Genomic DNA, 19,726 nt, shown 5'->3' with positions numbered 1-19,726 from the left:
AGTGTATCTGATTTCTTTGCCTAAGGTTTTAGTGCTTAATTCATATTCTTGATCTTCATTCAAATTTCCTTCAATTACATATAAATGATTGGCGTATTTAATATCCATAGCGTCTAGCCGTGGAAGCATGACTTCTAGGTTATTGACAAACAAGTTATAATCTCTTTTTTCTACTGGAGACCAAGCGACCTCACTAAGTGCTAGCATGCGTGGGAAAGCCATGTATTCTACTTGATCTGTAGTAGGCATGTACTCAGTCCATACATTTCCTTGTACGCCTAAAACGTGCGTTATTTCTTCACCACTAAGCTCATCTGGAATTGGATTGAAACCATACACTTTTTCTAATGGTAAAAGCCGCCTATAGCTAGTGGTTCATTCTCATCATCACTTTGGTAATAGTCAAAATAACAATGAGAAGTAGGCGTCATAATAACATCGTTACCTTTCTTTGCAGCGTCTATGGCACCTTGCATGCCGCGCCAACTCATAACTGTGGCATCCTTTGCTAGTCCGCCTTCTAGGATTTCATCCCAACCGATGATTTTCTTGCCTTTTGAAGCTAGGTATTTTTCAAAATGTTTAATGAAGTAGGATTGTAATTCGTATTCATCTTTTAATCCATTTTCTTTGATAAATCGTTGTGCGATTACACTTTGTTTCCACTGTGTTTTTGGTGCCTCATCGCCGCCTATGTGAATGTATGGTGATGGAAATAAGGCTGCTACCTCGTCTAGTACGTTTTCTAGAAACTCAAAAGTCTCTGGGTTAGGGCAATAAATGTTGTCAAAAACGCCCCATTCTGTAGCTACATTCACATCTTTATTGGCGCATCCTAGTTCTGGATAGGCAGCAATGGCCGCTTGAGCATGACCAGGTAATTCGATTTCTGGAATGATGTTGATGTGTCTCGCTTTCGCGAAAGCGATAACCTCACGCACTTCATCTTGTGTGTAGTATCCACCATATCTAGTCGTGTTGTACTTGTGCGGTGTATCGTTGTAATGTCCTAGTAAAGTACTGTCACGGTAAGCAGCCACTTCTTGAAGTTTAGAATATTGTTTGATCTCGATGCGCCAGCCTTGATCATCAGTGAGATGCCAGTGAAAATTATTCATCTTTAACATCGCCATAGCATCGATGTATTTCTTGATAAACGCTACTGGAAACATATGTCTAGAAACGTCGAGATGCATACCACGATATTTAAAACGTGGTTCATCCTCAATGGTTAGTGCTGGTAAGTGAATTTCATCCTTGTCATTAAGTATGGGGAACAACTGGATGAGCGATTGTACCGCATAGAAAGCGCCTGCATCCGTACGGGCATGAATAAGTATTCGTTCAGGATCGATTTTCATTCGGTACCCTTCGGTACTATCGATCTCTTCATTGAATTTCAAATAGATGTAGTTGTCTTCCTTATCATCATAATCGTTTAACTCGTCAAAACCCATTTTATCAAAATGATCAAGTAAGAACTTGCCAGCCATAGGAAACTCAGGATCAAACCTAAACGAAGTGTTTTCATGAAACGTAAAATATCCATCATTTACCTGCAAGGATTGCGGCGCTGGAATGATACTGGGACTTTTAAGGTCTACATGTCTAGTGGTTTTGGTACAGGATAATACTGTTAATATCAATATGGTGATTAGTAGAATTCTTTGAAGCATTATTGTAATTTAGAGTCGACAAAATACTTGCAGAAGATAGTACAATTTAATGAGTCCTGAAGAACAAATACTAGCATTAAGAAATGAATTGCGAGAACATAATTACAACTATTATGTAAACGACAATCCTACCATTTCAGATTTTGAATTTGATAAGAAATTAGAGCAACTCAAACAACTCGAAGCAGCAAATCCTGAGTTTTTTGACCCTAATAGTCCCAGTGTTAGGGTAGGTGGTGAAATCACTAAGAATTTTGAAACCGTGAAGCATGAATACCGCATGTATTCACTAGATAATAGTTATAGTAAAGAAGATTTACTGGATTGGGAACAGCGATTAAGAAAAATTGTTGATGGTCCTATTGAATATGTATGCGAGCTTAAATACGATGGTGCAAGTATAAGTTTGAGGTATGAAAAAGGAGTTTTTGTAAAGGCAGTTACTCGTGGAGATGGTACTCAAGGTGATAATGTTACTGCCAATGTGCGTACCATTAAGTCAGTCCCATTAAAACTACGAGCTAGTGAAGTGCCTGATAAATTTGAAATTCGTGGTGAGATTGTGTTACCGTGGCAAGGATTTCATAAAATGAATCAAGAACGTGAAGCTCAAGGATTAGAACTATATCGCAATCCACGTAATACCGCTAGTGGTAGTTTAAAATTACAAGATAGTAGTATAGTTGCACAGCGACCACTGGAATGTTTGTTATATCAACTTGCAGGAGATAACTTACCGGTGCAATCACAATACGACAGTTTGAACCTAGCGCGTGATTGGGGTTTCAAAGCGCCTGCAGAATCTCAATTGGTGCAGAGTATTGATGAGGTGTTGCAGTATATAGAACATTGGGATGTTGCAAGAAAGGATTTACCTTATGAAACAGATGGAGTTGTTATAAAGGTAAATAGCCTGCAACAACAAGAAGAACTAGGCTTTACGGCCAAGGCACCACGATGGGCAATGGCTTATAAATTTGCTGCAGAACAGGTGAGTACTAGACTTAATGAAATCACCTATCAAATAGGTCGTACTGGTGCCATAACACCAGTAGCTAATCTAGAACCGGTTGAAATTTCAGGTACTACGGTAAAAAGAGCGAGTTTACATAATGCCGATCAAATTGAAAAACTAGATATTAGAGTAGGAGATGAGGTCTATGTAGAAAAAGGTGGAGAAATTATCCCTAAAATTGTTGCTGTAGAGCTTACTAAACGACCAGATAATTCCAGTCCTACTGAATATGCTACACGATGTCCAGAATGTAATACAGAACTAGTCCGTAAAGAAGGCGAAGCTCAACATTTTTGTCCCAATGAATTAGGATGCCCACCACAAATTAAAGGTAGGATTGAGCATTTTATATCAAGAAAGGCAATGGATATTGATGGAATAGGAGCAGAGACTGTTGGTCAACTCGTTGATGCAGGACTAATTTCTAACTATGCCGATTTATATGACCTTACCGTTGAACAAGTTCTGCCTTTAGAACGTATGGCTCAAAAGAGTGCAGAGAATATGATTAACGGGATACAAGCAAGTAAGCAAATTCCATTTGAGCGTGTTCTTTTTGCTTTAGGAATACGGTACGTAGGTGAAACAGTGGCAAAAAAACTAGCCAAACATTATAAAAACATGGATGCTCTCATAGCTTTACCAGAAGCACCTGATAAAGAAAATCTAGATTTATTTGCCGACGTTTCCAGTCCTACAGAAAAGAAGTTACAAGAACTAACCGCTATCCCAGAAATAGGCGACCGCATAGCACAAACTGTTGTAAAATTCATAGTTGACGAAAGGCAGCAATCCATTCTAGAACGGTTAAAAAATGCTGGATTACAATTCTCATTAAGTGAAGAGCAATTAGAAGGTCAAACTGATAAACTAGTTGGTAAAAGCTTTGTAGTTTCTGGTGTTTTTGAAATGTCGCGTAATGATCTAAAAAAACTTATTGAGGATAATGGTGGTAAGGTAAGCAGCTCGCTTTCAAGTAAAACAGACTTTCTCATTCGAGGTGATAAAATGGGACCTTCAAAACTTGCTAAAGCTGAAAAATTGGGTATTGCCATGATTAGCGAACAAGAGTTTTTAAAGATGCTGTAATTATGAGATTACTGATAGTTTTTCTACTCGCTTTAAATAGTTTTGGGTTGAAATCCCAAACCTATTCCTATAGAACTATCACAAATAATCAAATGATGGTAAAAGGTAAGGTAGGTAAATATCCTATAACCTTGTACATGGAATATCAAGGTTTTTGTGAATATGAAAGAGAATATACAGGTTGGTATAAATACGATTCAAGTACTCAATCAATACCCATACAGGTTTATTTTTCAACTTATCCAGAAAATGAGGAATTCATCATTTATGCAAAATACGATGGCGATTTTCAACTAGAAATTGATGAAGATTATAGTTGTCATCCAGTAAATTATGACGAGAAGTTTTATGGAGACTCTGATGATGGTATATTCAATAATATGAGCTGGAATAAGAAAGGTTCCTCACAAGTTTGGGAAGTTACGTTTGAAGAAGATGTGGTAAGTAAATTTTGGGATTTAGGGGAATATGATACCTACCTCACGGTTGACGATGATCTGGTATTAGACTTTGGAACGATGGGTTTTGAATATGTATATGAAGTACACATAGAAGGATTTAAAGAAGTTCATGACATTACTCACATGCTTATCACCGTTATAGAACCCAGTAAGCCAGGAGGAAATGGTCGTGGTATGTGTGGAGCAGGTGATGAAATTTATTTACTCTATCTACGGCTTGATAAGCAGAACAAGCTACTGTTTTCAGATTCTGAAAAAATTCAAAGTTGTTACGAACATATGGAAGAATCTCCTGTTAAGTATGATACTCAATTCCCTGAAAGAGGATTTAAAAGAGTAAAATAAAATTTCTATAGATTATAAACGGTTCCAGCTTGATTGTTAATATCTGTCTCGTTTAAGTAAAGATCTATTCTACCTAGATACATTCCATAGCAGCCTACTTGATTAACAACCACGTTTTTTCCTTCTTTATTAAGAATCAATTCTGGTTTTTCTAGAAAAGTATGAGTGTGACCACCAATTATTACATCAATATTTGACGTCGCTGCTGCTAGGCTTACATCACTTACAGTATCTGATTTATAGGAATATCCCAAATGCGACATGCAAATAACTAGATCGCATCCTTTTTCCTCTTTGAGTATGCGTGCCTGATCTGTAGCGATATCTATAGGATCTAGGTATTTGGTTTCTTTATAGTTGGTCTTATTTACTAATCCGTCTAGTTCGATTCCTAATCCGAACATTCCTATTTTGATGCCGTCTAGTGTCACTATCTTGTTTTCTAATGTATGACCATCCAATATGGTATTCTTGAAATCATAATTGGATATTACAAAGTCAAAATTGGCATGTGGAAGCTGCTTGTACAACCCATCTATTCCATTATCAAAATCATGATTACCAATTGTTGCCGCATCATAACCCATCATACTCATGAGTTTAATTTCTAGCTCTCCACCATAGAAATTGAAGTATGGGGTTCCTTGAAAAATATCACCACAATCCAACAAAAGAGTATTAGGATTCTCCTTTCTAATTTGATTGACTAAAGCTGCTCTACGAGCAACACCACCACGACCATCATTGCGTCCTCCTACAATAGGTTCAATGTGGCTGTGAGTATCATTAGTATGTAAAATGGTGATCTTTTTGCTTTTCTCAGTTATACTACTTACTTTATATAAACTGGTTGCAGTAGAAAAATTGGCAAATAAACCCATTCCAGCTACCGCAGCGGTTGAACTTTTAAGAAATGTACTTCTTTTCATGATTAATTTGCTTTAGTAAATCTATTGTCGGATTCAAACTTAAGAGTATCCACCTTTTTGAAATAGTCAATCATGGCATTTCTTATTTTATAATCAGTTTTTGTTACCGTTGTATTGTTAAAAAAGTTCATGCTATCACCGCCGTTATACAAGTAATCACTGGTAGCAACATAATAGATCTTTTCAGTTAAAGGTTGATCGTTAATAGATACATTATTCAGGCTACTATCAGCATTTAAAGAAATTTTCATGCCGGAGAAAGGATGAGCTCTTTCTCTATCTACTATATATTTGATAAGTTGCTCCATTTGAGCTTTATTAAGCTGTGCTACCACAACCTCATTTTCAAAAGGCATTATTTCATAGGCTCTTTTGGTTGTTACCTCACCAGCTGGTAAGGGAGCTCTTATTCCTCCGTGATTTAGTAAAACAACATCAATGTTGGTATCTAACCTACTTTTAACAACAGGATTAACTTGTTCCACAATGATTTCACATAGCATATTTCCAAGCGCTGTGTTCAGTGGAGTATCATTTTTGTGCATGCTTTTAGGATTATAGCAAAGCACTCTATTCATTTCTTGATTTATTTTTGCGCCATAAGGGGCAATAAATTGCGCGATACTATCTTCTTGAGCTAGTGAGTCGTTTATTTCTATTCGTTTATAGTCAACGGTATCTAAATGAACGTTTGTGTTTGAATTGCAACTAGTTAATAGTGTGATTAAGAAAAGCGCTTTCGCGAAAGCGAGATAAACACCTAATTTCCTATCTGTTTTAAGAGGAAAGTTGTAGCAAAAAGCCATGTGAAATATTCTATTTTTGTTTCCACAGTAAAAGTAAATGTTTTTTAAAGGAATAAAGCGTAGATCGCTGAGGAAAGCGATAAGAAAATTGAAATCGCAAAACAGGAATAGTGTTCCTGTGGTACCTAAATCATTGTTAGTCATAACCTCTAGCGCTAGTCAAATTGCCTATGATGATATTTTAAGGTGGTGTGAACAACTTAAAATTGACGATAAAAACTTGACAGTTTTAAATCAAGTAACTGATAAAAAGAAATTACATGAAATGGATGGTATTCCGTTTGATGAAAAGTCTATTAAATGGAATGCAACCGTTGTTGATGAGCAACTAGTCGAGGCGCTTGAAAAAAAACACGATTTACAAATATTACTCATAAAAGATCCGGATGAACTAGCTACATTTGTGACGATAAAGGCACAGGCAGCTCTTAAAGTAGCCATCAATGATGCACGAGAAGAGCTTTATGATTTGTCAATTAATGTGTCATCAAACGACAAAGACGTATTTGTAAAAGAAATAGCAAAGTATATAAAAATTTTAACCCGATAATATGCAACAACTTAAAGGAACAGGAGTAGCACTTGTAACTCCTTTTAAAGCAAACGATGATGTGGATCACAGTGCTTTACAGTCCGTAGTGAATTACCAAATTGATAATGGTATAGAATATCTAGTTGTCTTAGGAACGACTGGAGAAAGCGTTACCCTTTCTAAACAGGAAAAACAGGATGTTGTAAAAACCGTGGTTGAAACCAATGCAGGACGATTGCCTCTTGTAATAGGTATAGGTGGTAGTAATACAGCTGTTGTAGTAGATGAATTAAAACAAACTGACCTTTCATCTTTTGATGCTGTACTTAGTGTCTCACCTGCTTACAACAAACCTACTCAAGAAGGTATCTATCAACACTTTGCAGCAGTCGCACAAGCTACTGATAAGCCTATTATTTTATATAATGTTCCTGGAAGAACAGCGAGTAATATGGCTGTTGATACCGTAGTTCGATTGGCAAATGATTATACAAATATTGTAGCGATAAAGGAAGCAGCAGGAGATCTTGTAGCTGCCATGAAAATGATAAAACATACACCAGATGATTTTCTCGTGATATCTGGAGATGATATGATCGCCAACGCAATGACTCTTGCGGGTGGTGCTGGAGTGATATCTGTAATCGGTCAAGGATTGCCTAGCGATTTTAGCGAAATGATTAGACTAGCTTTAAAAGGTAATGCAGTTGATTCATATAAATTGCATCATAAACTTGAAGCTAGTATCGATTTAATCTTTGCCGAAGGAAATCCTGGTGGTATTAAGGCAATGCTAGCCCATCTCGATTTATGTGAAGAACATTTAAGATTACCACTAGTGCCAGTTTCACAAAAATTGAGAACTAGTATAATTGATTTCATGAATGCGTACTAAAACGTATTAACTGTCGTTCACAATTAAAATTATAAGGAGTGTTGTGAATACATTACTTTTGCAGCCTATCAATACCGTAGTATGAAACAAATTGTTTTAATATTTTTTATCTTTTTAGTTCTTGTGTCTTGTGGTCCTTATCAAAAGGCATTAAAATCAGATGATCCTAATGTCAAGGTGAGTATGATTGATACATTAATGAAGAAGGAGAAATATAGTAAGAGTATCGATCTTTTTGAACAGATCATTCCCTTATATAGAGGTACTGACAGTGCTGCTCCTATGGCTATTAAGTATGCCAAGGCGCTTTATGGAGATAGAAGGTATTTAAGCAGTGCTTATCAATTTGAGCGATTTGTAACTTCTCACCCTTTAGATAACAATGTGGAGGAAGCGATTTTTTTAGGAGCCAAGAGTTACTATCACATGTCTCCTGTATATTCTAAAGATCAATCTGAAACTAATACGGCACTTGTTAAACTGCAAGATTATATAAATGCTTACCCAGAAGGGAAGTATAATGAAGAAGCTAATGTTCTTGTAGCTGAATTAAGAGAGAAATTAGATCGCAAGGCCTATGAAATTGCTAAACAATATCATCACAGAGGCGGAATTTATATTAAAGCAGCCATTGCAGGTTTTGAGAATTTTATAATCGATCATCCAGGATCAAATTACCTAGATGATGCACATTATTATCTTTTTGAATCTCAGTATATTTATGCTGTTAATAGTTTTGAAAATTTAATTCCAGAACGATTAGCGCTTGCTAAAAAATATTATAATAACTTTGCACGCAGATTTCCTAATAGTGAATATAAAGAAGATGCACAGGAGATCATGGCCGAAATAGAAAAATTTGAATCAGAGAATTTGAGTAATTAATATGGATACTAAAAATTTAGACGCAGCAACTACAACTATTACCTACAATCGTGATGCCCTTACTTCACCTACTGGTAATATGTATGAAGCGATTTCAATTATCGCTAAAAGAGCTGAGCAGATTAAAGGAGATATCAAGGAAGAGCTTATTGAAAAGCTAGAAGAATTTGCTACCTACAATGACTCACTAGAAGAAGTTTTTGAAAATAAGGAGCAAATTGAAGTATCTAAATTTTATGAGCGTTTGCCAAAGCCTACAGCTATTGCTGTAAAAGAATGGTTAGATGGTAAAATCTATCATAGAGATACTAGCAAATCTTAATTAAGATATGTCTATACTAAGTGGTAAAAAAGTATTACTGGGTGTAACTGGTGGTATTGCTGCTTATAAAACAACATTTTTGACGCGCCTGCTTATTAAAGCAGGCGCTGTCGTTAAAGTGGTGATGACTCCTGCTGCGCGAGATTTTGTTACACCGCTTACTTTATCTACACTTTCAAAGAACCCAGTTCATTCTCACTTTACCAATGAAGATGATGAAAATGATACATGGAATAATCATGTGGAATTAGGTCTTTGGGCCGATTTAATCATTATTGCACCAGCTACAGCCAATACCTTGAGTAAAATGGTGAGCGGTACAATTGATAATTTATTGCTTGCGGTATATTGTAGCGCAAAATGCCCTGTTTACTTTGCTCCAGCCATGGACCTTGATATGTATAAGCACCCATCAACGCTCCATAATTTTGAAAAGTTGGAATCTTATGGTAACCTTATGATTCCAGCAGGTGAAGGAGAACTAGCAAGTGGTTTGTCAGGAAAAGGACGTATGGCCGAACCTGAAGAAATTATCACTTTCGTTGAAAACGATATCTTGTCAAAATTACCTCTGCACGATAAAAAAGTTCTAATAACGGCTGGCCCTACTCACGAGGCTATCGATCCAGTGCGCTTTATTGGAAATCACAGTTCAGGAAAAATGGGTGCGGCCCTTGCTGTACAGGTTGCAGAAATGGGTGCACAGGTACATTTGATCATGGGGCCAAGTTCGGTCATCGTAGAGCATTCCTTAATTCAGCGAATTGATGTGACTAGTGCTAGAGATATGTACGATGCAGTGCACAAGATAGTATCAAAAATGGATATTGCTATCTTTAGTGCTGCTGTTGCAGATTACAGGCCTAAAGATGTCGCTTCAAACAAAATAAAAAAGAAGGAAGACACGTTACATATAGAATTGATCAAAAATCCCGATATTTTAGCAAGTGTAGGAGCGTTAAAAAACAAACCGTTTCTTGTGGGGTTTGCTCTAGAGACTAATGATGAGTTGAATCACGCTTTCGCGAAAGCGGAAAAAAAGAATACTGATTTATTGGTTTTAAACTCTATGAGAGATAAAGGTGCAGGTTTTAAAAAAGACACCAATAAAATTACCTTGATTGCTAAGGAAAAGGAAGTCATTCCATTCGAACTAAAAAGTAAAGTTGAGGTTGCAAAAGATATAGTTAATGAGATTGTTAAAAGGATTAAGTAGTCTGTTTTTGTTATTAAGCTTTTTATATGGCCACGCCCAAGAGCTTAATGCTACTGTACAAGTTAATGCTCAAGGAGTAGCTCAACCAGATTTATCCATATTTAAAACATTAGAAACTTCTATGCAGGAGTTTTTAAATAATACTAAATGGACGGATAACGAATATGAGGATGAAGAAAAAATCACTATGTCTCTTGTATTTGTTGTCAACGTATATGACAATGATAGGTTTGAGGGTAATTTTCAAGTGTCGGCATCTCGTCCAGTTTTTAATAGTACCTATAGCACACCTATTTTTAATTATAAAGACAATGATGTGAGGTTTGAATATGTAGAATATGCTCCTTTCTTTTACAACAAAAACCAATATGAAAATAACCTATTGTCATTAGTCTCTTTTTATGCTCTTACTGTAATAGGAATAGATGCAGATACATTTGAATTTAAAGGTGGGGAATCTTATCACAGAGAAGCACAACAAATTGTGAATCTTTCTCAGTCAGATACTTCGGTTCGTGGTTGGAGACCAAATGATGGACTTATTTCAAGGTACCGTCTCAATGATGATTTATTATCTGATACTTATGTAGAATATCGTAAAGTGATGTATGAATATCATTTATTAGGTATGGATAAGTTTGCAGAAGACCCTAAAAAGACAAAGGAGAAACTAAAAACAATTTTAGTGCAATTTGAGGAGTTGAATAAGCGCAGACCTAATAGTTTATTACAACGTACTTTCTTTGATGCAAAAGCCGATGAGATATCTAGAATCTATTCTGACGGTCCTGCGGTAAACATTAGAGATTTAAAAACGTTGCTACAGAAACTAGCGCCCAACCAATCGTCTAAATGGCGTACAATTCGTGTGTAAACATTTTTCTATGCCATTACTTTAGATTAATTTAGTTCTTTATGTTATTTGTCTAACTGGAATTATTAAATCGTTTAAAGTAAGTTGCTTACCTCTATACATATACAGAATTTTGCCTTGATTGAACATCTAGATTTGGATGTGTCAACTGGCCTTACAACTATTACTGGAGAGACGGGTGCGGGAAAATCAATAGTTCTAGGTGCACTTGGTCTTATACTAGGTCAACGCGCTGACTTAAGTGTGGTGCGTGATTCTGATTCAAAATGTGTCGTTGAAGCTCATTTTAATTTATCATCATTAGATTTAAAAAAAGTTTTTGAGGATCTTGATCTCGATCATGAAAATCATACTATTTTAAGAAGAATAATACTGCCGTCAGGCAAGAGTCGTGCTTTTGTTAACGATTTGCCTGTTACCTTATCTGTACTACAGCAACTAGGTGGATACTTGATTGATATACACTCTCAACATGATACTCGTGATTTAATTAGAGATTCCTTTCAAAGAGAGGTGTTAGATGCTCATGTTGCATTTGAAACTAAAAATAAAAAGCGATCATTTTTAAAGGTGTTGAGTGATTATCAAAGGTCATTTACAGAATTTAAATCTTTGAAACGGGAATTAAAAACTCTCGAAGAAAAGGAGCACAACTTGATCAAAGAAAATGATTATAATATCTTTTTACTTGGTGAGTTAGAAGACTTTAATTTAGAAAGTATTGACCTAGAGTTACTTGAAGAAGAGCAAGAGCAACTGGGTAATGTTGAGTCAATAAAAGAAGGGTTGGGAATGGCGTTTAAGATCGTTAATGAAGATGATCATGGTGTCGTGGAACAATTACGATCTTCTATTGCAGCCATTTCTGGGATCAAAAGATTCTCGTCTTTATATAGTGAAATTGATCAAAGACTTAGTTCAACGTTAGTGGAGCTTGAGGATATTGTTGAAACTTTAGAAAGAGAATTTGATAATATAGAGGCAGACCCTTCAAGGCTTGCCGAGATTGATGAAACTCTCAACACTATTCAAAATCTATTTAAAAAACACCAAACTGATTCAATTTCTGAGCTTATAGTGATTAGAGATGAGCTCGCCGCTAAAGTGTTAGAAACATCGAGTTTAGATAAGAGAAAAACAGAACTCAATAAACTATTAAGCGAAAAGCACGATCAATGCACGGAGCTATCTAGCGAATTAATGGGAATGAGAATCATGTATAAAGATTCTTTGGAGAAGAAGTTGGATAGTCAAATACAATCTTTAGGGATGCCACATGCGCAATTAAACTGTAAAGTTGAATCATCTGATAGCTTCCACAACTTAGGTAAAGATGTAGTAGGCTTATTATTTACTGCAAATATGGGATCAACCTTGAAGCCTATTGAAAAAGCAGCTAGCGGTGGAGAGTTATCTAGAGTAATGCTTGCTATTAAATCACAACTGGCAGTGAATAAAAAATTACCAACTATAATATTTGATGAGATTGATACTGGGGTGAGTGGTGCAATTGCCGAAAAAATGGCATCTATTATGCAGGTGATGAGCAAGTCTATGCAGGTTATAGCTATAACTCATTTACCACAAATTGCAGCAAGAGGTCACGAACACTTATTGGTTGAGAAAAAAATTGATAACGAAAAAACTATTAGTAATATAAGCAAATTAGATGCTTCTGCTAGAATTGAAGAAATTGCACAAATGTTAAGCGGTGGAAAAATTTCTGATGCAGCACGAGAAAATGCAAGAGTACTTTTGCAATAATCTTATATTTGCCACCTAATCAAAAATTATGTCTTACAACTTACTTAAAGGAAAGCGCGGAATAATCTTCGGTGCGTTAGATGAAAATTCGATAGCTTGGAAAACAGCTCAATTAGCTCATGAAGAAGGAGCGACTTTTGTTTTGACTAATGCTCCTGTCGCGATGCGTATGGGGCAAATAAATAAATTGGCAGAACAAACAGGAAGTCAGATTATCCCAGCTGATGCAACAAATTTAGAAGATTTAGAGAAATTGATAACTGAGTCGGTTGAGATTTTAGGAGGTAAATTAGATTTTGTTCTTCACTCTATAGGTATGAGTGTAAATGTAAGAAAAGGAAATCATTATACAGATCAGAACTACAATTACACGGAAAAGGGATGGGATGTAAGTGCCTTATCATTTCATAAAGTATTACAAACATTGCATAAAAATGATGCAATGAATGAATGGGGTAGTATTGTTGCACTTACCTATATGGCTGCTCAACGTACATTCCCAGATTATAACGATATGGCAGATAATAAAGCATATTTAGAGTCAATTGCTAGAAGTTTTGGATATTTCTTTGGTAAAGAAAAGAAGGTTAGAGTAAACACGATTTCACAATCACCTACACCAACTACAGCTGGTAGTGGAGTTAAAGGTTTTGAAGGATTCTTGAGCTATGCTGAAAAAATGAGCCCTTTGGGTAACGCTACTGCTCAAGATTGTGCCGAATATACAGTGACTTTATTTTCTGATTATACTAAAAAAGTAACCATGCAAAATTTATTTCACGATGGTGGCTTCTCAAATACTGGTGTAAGCCAAGAAGTGATTGAGAAATTTTAACAAAACAATACCTAATTATAGGAGCCTCGCAGTAGCGAGGCTTTTTTTTTGAATATTGAGGAGGTTTTTAATAAAAAGTTAAAAAGATAACATGTTAGATAATTGTTAAGTGAAAGTTAAATAGTATCTTGTGCAGACAAATTAAAATCAAACTTAACATGAAAACAAAATTACTTGTTCTAGTAGCTTTTCTATTTAGTATAGTCGGCTACAGCCAGTGTGATTATGTTCTAGAACTTACCGATAATCTAGGTAATGATTGGGTTTCTGGGGCGAATCTTACGGCTAACACGGGTGTGGATGTCACCGTTGCAGGTGTAACAACCACATTCCAAATCCAAACCGGTAATGCTGGGACTCCAGTAACCGAAACGTATAACATTACTGTAAATACAGGAGACGCGGTAAACGTGGACTATCGTCCTACAAGTTTTCCAGGAGACGGTACGTTTAGATTATTAGATTCTGAAGGTATTGTTCTTTATGATGCTGGATTTAACAATCCTGGAGGAACGGCGTTATATGCGGCTCCTGCGAGTTGTCCAACTTGTCCCGTAGTAACTGCACTTGTGGTTAACAATGCAGCTGCCGATTCGATAGAATTAGGCTGGACAAATGGAGGTTCAGAGTCAGAATGGGAAATAGAATTCGGAGTGAGTCCATATACTGTAGGATCTGGAGGTACTGTAGTTTCTGCAACTTCAAATCCTTTCACGGTTCCTGGATTAACTTCAGAAACAACTTACGATTTTTATGTAAGAGCAGTTTGTACACCTGGAACTGATATAAGTAACAGTCAAGGACCTATACAAGGTACTACGACGGAATCTTGTCCTGCTCCTGGAGCTTTTGCACCTATTACTGAAAGTGCGTTTGAAATACAATTTACTTGGGACGCAAGGGGTAATAGTAATCCTACATTTAATGTTAATTATGCTCCAACAGGAACTATTACAACTCCTGGTACCGGTCAAGGTCAACAAGAACAGCAATTTACTGCACCACTTGCGATTGTTAGTGGATTAATGTCAGATACAGAATATGAATTTTGGGTTCAAATTGATTGTGGAAATGGAGATTTAAGTAGTTGGTCTGGACCTTATGTGGCTACAACAGCGATATCTTGTCCTGTAGTAACAGGCCTTACAACTAGTAATATACAAACTACAAGTGCTGATATTTCATGGACTGCCGGTGGAGTAGAGACGGAATGGGAAGTTGAATGGGCTGTGGCCGGAGTTATAACTAATCCAGGTACAGGGCAAGGAACAACCGTTTCTCCTAATCCTGCCACACCGTCAACCTCACTGTCAGGATTGACTGATGCAACTGTGTATGAAGTTTATGTACGTGGTATTTGTGATCCTAATTTACCTGATTTCAGTAGTTGGGAATTAGTGTCTTTTACTACATTATGTTTGCCGTTTTCTTCTCCTTTAACTGTTGATTTCGAAACAGGTTTTACGCCTACAACAAATACATTTCCATCAGCTGGAGATGCATTTACCAATGAAAATTGTTGGGAAGCTAGTTCTTCGGCGAATTTTGTTTGGGTTTTGGCTCCAGGTACTTTAACAGCATCAGGAGGAACAGGTCCAGCTCCATCAGTTACTACAGGTAATTATTTTTATACAGAAGCTTCGAGTGGAACAGCAGGTGATACTACTACATTAGTTTCACCTCAGGTTGATCTTTCTGGACTTACTGCCCCAGCGGTTTCTTTTGACTATCACATGTTCGGTGGTGATATAGGTACACTTGACGTAATCGTAAGAACAGGAGGAACAGATACTAATATTTTCTCAATATCAGGTGAACAACAAACTTCAGATACTGATCCATTTGAATCATTAATATTACCATTAGCGGCTTATGCAGGTCAAACTGTTCAAGTAGTGTTTGAAGCAACATCAGCTGGAACATTTGAAGGTGATATTGCAATTGACAACGTAGGTTTCGTTGAAGCACCTTCTTGTCCGAGACCACTTAGTTTAGTTGTAAATAGCGCAACTTCTGACTCTGTTGAATTAGCATGGACAAATGGTGGAACAGAAACTGAATGGGAAATAGAATATACTGCACCAGGCGCAGGTCAAGGGTCAGGTACTGTAGTAACAGCTACCACAAACCCATTTACTGTATCTGGATTAACAGATAATACAGGTTACGAATTTTATATAAGAGCAGCTTGTTCAACTACTGACTTCAGTACATGGACAGGACCTATAGGTGTGCAAACATTATGTTTGCCATTTACAGCCCCAGCTGTTATTGATTTTGAGACAGGTTTTACGCCTACAACAAATACATTCCCTGGCACAGCTGATGCTTTTACCTCTGAAAACTGTTGGGAGGCAAGCTCATCGGGATCATTTGTTTGGGTTTTAGCACCTGGAACATTAACAGCTTCGGGTGGAACTGGACCAGCTCCTTCAATTACTACTGGTAATTATTTTTATACAGAAGGTTCTAACGGTTCAGCTGGAGATACTACAGAATTAGTTTCTCCTATTTATGATCTATCTGCATTAACAGTTCCTGCTGTATCATTTGATTACCATATGTTTGGAGGTGATATAGGAACGCTTGAATTATTTATTAGAGCGGGTGGAACAGATACAAGTGTGTTCTCAATTTCTGGAGAACAACAACAAGCTGATACGGATCCTTTCCAAAACTTCCTTGTTTCATTAAACGCGTTTGCTGGTCAAAGTGTTCAACTGGTTTTCGTTGGAACTTCTGCTGGTACGTTTGAAGGAGACATTGCTATAGATAATATAGAGCTATTAGAAGCTCCGGCTTGTCCAACTCCTTTTAATTTTGCAACAGTAACTAATTCATCAGATTCGATTGAATTCTCATGGACAGCTGGTGGTTCTGAAACAGAATGGGAAATTGAATACACTGCACCTGGAGCTGGGCAAGGATCTGGAACAGTTGTTACGGCTACTACAAATCCATTTACAGTTACTGGTCTTACTGACAATACGGAGTATGATTTTTACTTAAGAGCTATTTGTTCAACAACAGATCAAAGTAGTTGGACTGCTAATGCAGTATTAGCAAGAACAGCTTGTAATGCTTTTAGTATTCCATTTACTGAATCATTTAATTCTACAAGCAGTACTCAAGATTGTTGGACTGTATTAGACATAAATGGTGATGGTGATCAATGGCAGTTTGATGATACATTTGCACCTAGTGAAGGAGATGAATCTGCTTCCATGAACACTGATTTTAACGGAGGTGTTGATGATGATTATCTAATTTCTCCAGCAATTACATTGACTGGAAATGAGAGAGTGAGATATGATTATAGAGTTCGTAGTGCCAATGAACCTAATGATATGGAGGTTCTTATCTCTACAACTGGTACAAATGCTGCAGATTTTACAACGCAACTTCTTCCAGTAACTCAATATAGCAACACAACGTACATGACAGAAACTATTGATTTGTCTGCTTATTCAGGTGATGTATATGTTGCTTTCAGAATACCACCAAATGGTACTGATGGTTGGGTTATGTACATAGATAACGTAAGATTTGAAACGATACCTAGTTGTAACGAGCCTATAGCAATTAATACATCAAACATTACAACTGATGCTGTTGATATAGATTTTACAGAACAAGGCACTGCTACTTCTTGGGAAGTTGAATATGGACCAGCAGGATTTGTATTAGGGACAGGAACATTAATAACGGTTACTACGAATCCTTTTACATTAACTGGATTAATTGATAATACAGAATACGATGTATATATCAGATCAGCTTGTCCATCTGGTGGATTTAGCCCTTGGTCGGTATCAACATCATTTAGAACTTCGTGTAATGCATTTAGTGTGCCATTTAACGAAACCTTTGATAGCACTAGTGCTACTCAAGGATGTTGGACCGTTCTAGATGAAAATGGAGATGGAGATCAATGGGATCTAGATTACTCTTTCAACACCTTCCAAGGTGATGAGGTGGCTGCAATGAATACAGACTTTAATGGTGGTGTAGATGATGATTACTTGATATCACCTGCAATTACACTTACTGGTGGCCAGCGTTTGATTTATCAGTATAGAGTGCAAAGTGCTAACGAACCTAATGATATGGAAGTACTTTTATCTACAACTGGTAATGCAGCAGCAGATTTTACTAACACTATTGTGCCTGTGAATTTGTATTCTAATACAACTTACCAAGAACAGGTAGTCGATTTATCATCTTTTACTGGTGATGTTTACATAGCATGGAGAGTACCACCTAATGGAACTGATGGTTGGAGAATGTATATCGACGATGTCGTAATCGAAGACATTCCTTCGTGTCCAGAAGTATCTGCAATTACCATTGGAAATATTACAGCTACTGGAGCAGAGGTTAGTTGGACAAATGGTGGTTCTGAAACTGAATGGGATATTGAGGTAGTACCAGCTGGTACAACTCCTACAGGAACACCAACTGATGCTGGTGTTACAACTAATCCTTACACATTATCTACATTAACTTCAGGTACAGATTATGATGTCTATGTACGTGCTGTATGTTCAGTTGGAAACACAAGTCCTTATGAAGGTCCAGTTACCTTTACTACAAGTGCTGTTTGTGGTGACACGGTTTACGATACGGGTGGAGCTACTGGAGATTACTCAAATGGAGAAAACTATACAATTACTTACGTACCAGATGTTGCCACTAACATTGTTGAGTTAGACTTTACATTAGTAGATCTAGAGAATTGTTGTGATACTCTTACTATTTATGACGGATTAGACACAAGTGCTCCTGTGCTAGAAGCTGATTTAGAGAACCCAGCAGTTTTCCAAGGACTTAATACGGATGGTGCGATTACAATAGAGTTCACATCAGACGGTAGTGTAACTGCTGCTGGTTGGGAAGCAAGTTATAACTGTATACCTAGACCATCTTGTGTGAACGTATCTAACATCGTATTAGACAGTTCTACAGCCTCAAGTCTTACAGTAAGCTGGACTGATAATAATATACCAGTTTCTACGGCATGGGAAGTAGTTGTGTTACCTCAAGGTAGCGCTGCACCGGTTGCTGGTACAAGTAATGCGACTTCAATACCTTATACAGAATCAGGATTAAGCGCTGATACAGAATACGATGTTTATGTAAGAGCAGACTGTGATACAAACTTTATTGGCCCTGTAACCTTTAGAACAGACTGTTCTCCGGTAACAAGTTATCCTTATGCAGCAGATATGTCTCAAAATGCTCCTAATAATTGTTGGGATGAAGCAGGTTCAGGTGATATAACTAGTGGTCCATCTAATTTTGGTGCTTCTGATTGGAGAGATGGTAGAGCGTATACCGACATCAATGGAAACGTGATCAACTCTAATGCGATGAATTTATATCAATCTGTGGATCAAGAATGGTTAATTTCTGAAGATTTTGACTTATCCGGTACTTCCAATGATGAATTAGTGATAGAAGTGGCTGTTACTAATTGGACTTCTTCTGGAACTTCTACAGCTTCTGATACAGATACAATGGGATCTGACGATCAAGTAGATCTTATGGTATCGACAGATAATGGTGCGACATGGAGTTCAATCTTTACTTGGACATTGGCTAATCAGCCAGCTGTTACAGGTACTAGAGAAACGATAGACATAAGTGCCTACACAGGTATTACAAGGTTTGCAATATATGCAACCGACGGTGCTGTGGATGATACTGAAGATTATGACTTCCATGTAGGTGTTTTTGAAATAGATGCATCTGCAAGTGTTGACAACACTCAGGAATTAGGATTTACTTATTATCCTAACCCAACGGTGGACATAGTTAACATATCAGCAGTAAATACTATTGATAGCATAGTAGTAACAAATCTAAGTGGTCAGCAAGTAGTAAGTTATAAACCAGCATCTCAAAACGCTGTGGTTGATCTTTCTACTTACTCAACAGGAATGTACTTGCTTCAAGTTACAAGCAATGGAGCTACAAAAACTGTACGTGTGATTAAAGATTAGATTTAATTTAATTCAATTAGAAGGCCGCCTTGTGCGGCCTTTTTTTTATGCTTTCGCGAAAGCGAAATTATCAGTAGAAA

15 protein-coding genes are annotated in these 19,726 nt (G+C 36.9%); 11 read left to right on the top strand and 4 right to left on the bottom strand.

All coding sequences use genetic code 11. The features are described from left to right. The coding region (locus tag BST93_RS14545; protein ID WP_258150533.1) for a family 20 glycosylhydrolase at positions 1–339 on the bottom strand (339 nt) is incomplete at its 3' end. Positions 340–344: 5 nt separating this feature from the next. Continuing rightward, positions 345–1,676 carry a beta-N-acetylhexosaminidase gene (locus BST93_RS11550; protein ID WP_258150532.1) on the bottom strand — a complete coding sequence of 444 codons (1,332 nt, stop codon included), beginning with the start codon at positions 1,674–1,676 and terminating at the stop codon, positions 345–347. A 49-nt stretch (positions 1,677–1,725) separates the two neighbouring features. Between BST93_RS11550 and ligA the strand changes: the two genes are divergently transcribed. After that, positions 1,726–3,780 (top strand): NAD-dependent DNA ligase LigA, encoded by a 2,055-nt coding sequence (gene ligA, locus BST93_RS11545; RefSeq protein WP_105019268.1) that lies wholly within the window; start codon positions 1,726–1,728, stop codon positions 3,778–3,780. Positions 3,781–3,782: 2 nt separating this feature from the next. Next, positions 3,783–4,586, top strand: coding sequence for a hypothetical protein (locus tag BST93_RS11540; protein WP_105019267.1), 804 nt, complete (start codon positions 3,783–3,785; stop codon positions 4,584–4,586). Between the two features lie 5 nt (positions 4,587–4,591). On the opposite strand, the gene BST93_RS11535 is transcribed toward BST93_RS11540, so the two are convergent. Both BST93_RS11535 and BST93_RS11530 read right to left on the bottom strand, forming a co-directional pair. Further along, complete coding sequence (locus BST93_RS11535) at positions 4,592–5,515, bottom strand: metallophosphatase (protein WP_105019266.1); 924 nt, start codon at positions 5,513–5,515, stop codon at positions 4,592–4,594. Between the two features lie 2 nt (positions 5,516–5,517). Next, complete coding sequence (locus tag BST93_RS11530) at positions 5,518–6,321, bottom strand: 5'-nucleotidase C-terminal domain-containing protein (RefSeq protein WP_181072503.1); 804 nt, start codon at positions 6,319–6,321, stop codon at positions 5,518–5,520. Positions 6,322–6,358: 37 nt separating this feature from the next. Between BST93_RS11530 and BST93_RS11525 the strand changes: the two genes are divergently transcribed. From BST93_RS11525 to BST93_RS11485, 9 genes are all read left to right on the top strand, one after another. After that, a complete protein-coding gene (locus BST93_RS11525) occupies positions 6,359–6,871 on the top strand; it encodes a DUF6913 domain-containing protein (protein ID WP_373420722.1) in 513 nt (170 codons plus the stop codon). 1 nt (position 6,872) lies between these two features. Next, positions 6,873–7,748 (top strand): 4-hydroxy-tetrahydrodipicolinate synthase, encoded by an 876-nt coding sequence (gene dapA, locus BST93_RS11520; protein WP_105017672.1) that lies wholly within the window; start codon positions 6,873–6,875, stop codon positions 7,746–7,748. Between the two features lie 81 nt (positions 7,749–7,829). Next, positions 7,830–8,633 carry an outer membrane protein assembly factor BamD gene (locus tag BST93_RS11515; RefSeq protein ID WP_105017673.1) on the top strand — a complete coding sequence of 268 codons (804 nt, stop codon included), beginning with the start codon at positions 7,830–7,832 and terminating at the stop codon, positions 8,631–8,633. Between the two features lies 1 nt (position 8,634). Continuing rightward, the gene (locus BST93_RS11510; RefSeq protein WP_042280383.1) at positions 8,635–8,955 is read left to right on the top strand and encodes a DNA-directed RNA polymerase subunit omega; all 321 of its coding nucleotides are present in this window, start codon (positions 8,635–8,637) and stop codon (positions 8,953–8,955) included. 7 nt (positions 8,956–8,962) lie between these two features. Further along, positions 8,963–10,171, top strand: a complete 1,209-nt coding sequence (coaBC, locus tag BST93_RS11505; protein WP_105017674.1) for a bifunctional phosphopantothenoylcysteine decarboxylase/phosphopantothenate--cysteine ligase CoaBC — start codon at positions 8,963–8,965, stop codon at positions 10,169–10,171. Next, positions 10,146–11,045, top strand: a complete 900-nt coding sequence (porD, locus tag BST93_RS11500) for a type IX secretion system protein PorD (RefSeq protein ID WP_105017675.1) — start codon at positions 10,146–10,148, stop codon at positions 11,043–11,045. Before coaBC ends, porD begins: the two co-directional genes overlap by 26 nt. A gap of 84 nt (positions 11,046–11,129) precedes the next feature. Further along, positions 11,130–12,809, top strand: coding sequence for a DNA repair protein RecN (gene recN, locus BST93_RS11495; RefSeq protein ID WP_105017676.1), 1,680 nt, complete (start codon positions 11,130–11,132; stop codon positions 12,807–12,809). 28 nt (positions 12,810–12,837) lie between these two features. Further along, complete coding sequence (locus tag BST93_RS11490; protein WP_042280378.1) at positions 12,838–13,644, top strand: enoyl-ACP reductase FabI; 807 nt, start codon at positions 12,838–12,840, stop codon at positions 13,642–13,644. A 158-nt stretch (positions 13,645–13,802) separates the two neighbouring features. Then, a complete protein-coding gene (locus tag BST93_RS11485) occupies positions 13,803–19,646 on the top strand; it encodes a T9SS-dependent choice-of-anchor J family protein (protein WP_105019264.1) in 5,844 nt (1,947 codons plus the stop codon). The last annotated feature ends 80 nt before the right edge of the window (positions 19,647–19,726 follow it).

Source organism: Nonlabens tegetincola, assembly GCF_002954355.1.
Lineage (GTDB): Bacteria > Bacteroidota > Bacteroidia > Flavobacteriales > Flavobacteriaceae > Nonlabens > Nonlabens tegetincola.
Note: the sequence above shows the minus strand (reverse complement) of the source record. Positions and strands in the feature narration are given on the sequence as shown.